Genomic DNA, 1,582 nt, shown 5'->3' with positions numbered 1-1,582 from the left:
GCAATGGGCCGAGGTCTCACAGGCGGTCGTCGTTCCGCCGGTGTGGTGGGTCGGCGGGGGGTGTCCCTATGGGTTGTGTCAAGCGGCGAGGCGGGGTTCGTCCGCCGGTTTGGGCTGGTATGGGCGTTGGGTGCGGAGCATGGCGTGGAGGACGTCGACGCGGCGGCGGGCGAGGCAGATGAGGGCGGCGTTGTGCTTCTTGCCCTCAGCGCGTTTGCGGTCGTAGTAGGCGCGGCTGAGCGGGTCGGCGAGCGCGGCGAACGCGGACAGGAAGAACGCGCGTTTCAGCTGCTTGTTGCCGCCCTTGGGTGGGTGTTCACCCCGGATGCTGGTGCCGGAGCGGCGGGTGACCGGGGCCAGGCCAGCGTAGGCGGCCAGGTGGCCGGGGGTAGGGAACGAGGTGCCGTCGCCGCCTTCGAGCAGGATGCGGGCCGCGGTCCTGACGCCGATGCCGGGCATCGAGGTCAGGACCGGGGCAAGAGGGTGCGCATCAAGCATCCCTTCGACCTGTTCGGCGACCTGGTCGCGTTGGCGCAGCAGGTCACGCAGGCTGTCGGCGAGTCGGGGAAGGACGGTCTCGGCGGCGGTGGTGCCGGGGACCACGACGGTCTGCGCGTCGAGCGCGGTGAGGATCTGGTCGACCAGGCGGGCGCCCATGCGTGGCGCGCGGGCCTTGACGATCTCGGTGAGTTTCGCCCGTCCGGCCCTGCGCAGCCCGGTGGGTCCGCCGCACCGCGAGATGGCTTCCAGGACGGCGGGGTGCTGCAGTTTCGGGCCGAGGACGCGTTCCAGGGGTGGGTGGATCTGGGTGAGCAGGCCCCGGATGCGGTTGGCGACGCGGGTGACCTCGCCGGCGAGGTCGTCGTCGTAGCCGACCATCACCTCCAGTTCGGCCAGGGCGTCGTCGCCGGTGTCGACCCTGCGCAGGGTGTGGGGCAGGGTGCGGGCGGCGTCGGCGATGACGTACGCGTCGCGGGCGTCGGTCTTCGCGGTGCCGGGGTGCAGGTCGGCCAGCCGGCGCATGACCAGACCGGGCAGGTAGGCCACCTGGTGGCCGCAGGCGCGGGCGACCGCGACGGGCAACGCGCCGATCGAGGCGGGCTGGTCGACCACGGCCAGGATCCGGCCGTGCCGGCCCAGCTTGTCGAACAGTTTCCGCAGCCCGGCTTCGGTGTTGGGCAGGGTCGCGTCGTGCAGCCGCCTGCCGTCGCGGTTCAACGCGACCGCGTGGTGTCCTTCCTTGCCGACGTCGAGTCCGATGAAGACGCCGAACCCGTCGTGCACAGCTTGCCTCCTCACCGCGTTGGCGTGGCTCGGCCGCTGGTCACGGCGCGGACTGCCGGCATCCACGTTACGGAGAGACCTACCCCACGACGGGGTGGCCGGGTCCCTATCAGCGGTCCGCCGACGCCACCCGGCCCGGCGACAACACCCCCCGGATCATGCATACGACAGGGGCATTCAGTCATACCGAGCCGGGCGACCGAGCAGTCCCCGGCTGGGGACGATCAAAAAGGTAACGGGGAGGACGGCGTATCGGCGTCCGATTCAAAAGGCCCGCGCCGGCGGCCACGGCGAGGAA

1 protein-coding gene is annotated in these 1,582 nt (G+C 71.4%); it reads right to left on the bottom strand.

What is annotated here, in order from left to right; genetic code table 11:
• Positions 1-78: 78 nt before the first annotated feature.
• Positions 79-1,299, bottom strand: coding sequence for an IS110 family transposase (locus tag ACFHWT_RS31215; protein WP_416598271.1), 1,221 nt, complete (start codon positions 1,297-1,299; stop codon positions 79-81).
• Positions 1,300-1,582: the final 283 nt, after the last annotated feature.

This window comes from Micromonospora sp. LOL_021 (assembly GCF_048060215.1).
GTDB lineage: Bacteria > Actinomycetota > Actinomycetes > Mycobacteriales > Micromonosporaceae > Micromonospora_E.
Note: the sequence above shows the minus strand (reverse complement) of the source record. Positions and strands in the feature narration are given on the sequence as shown.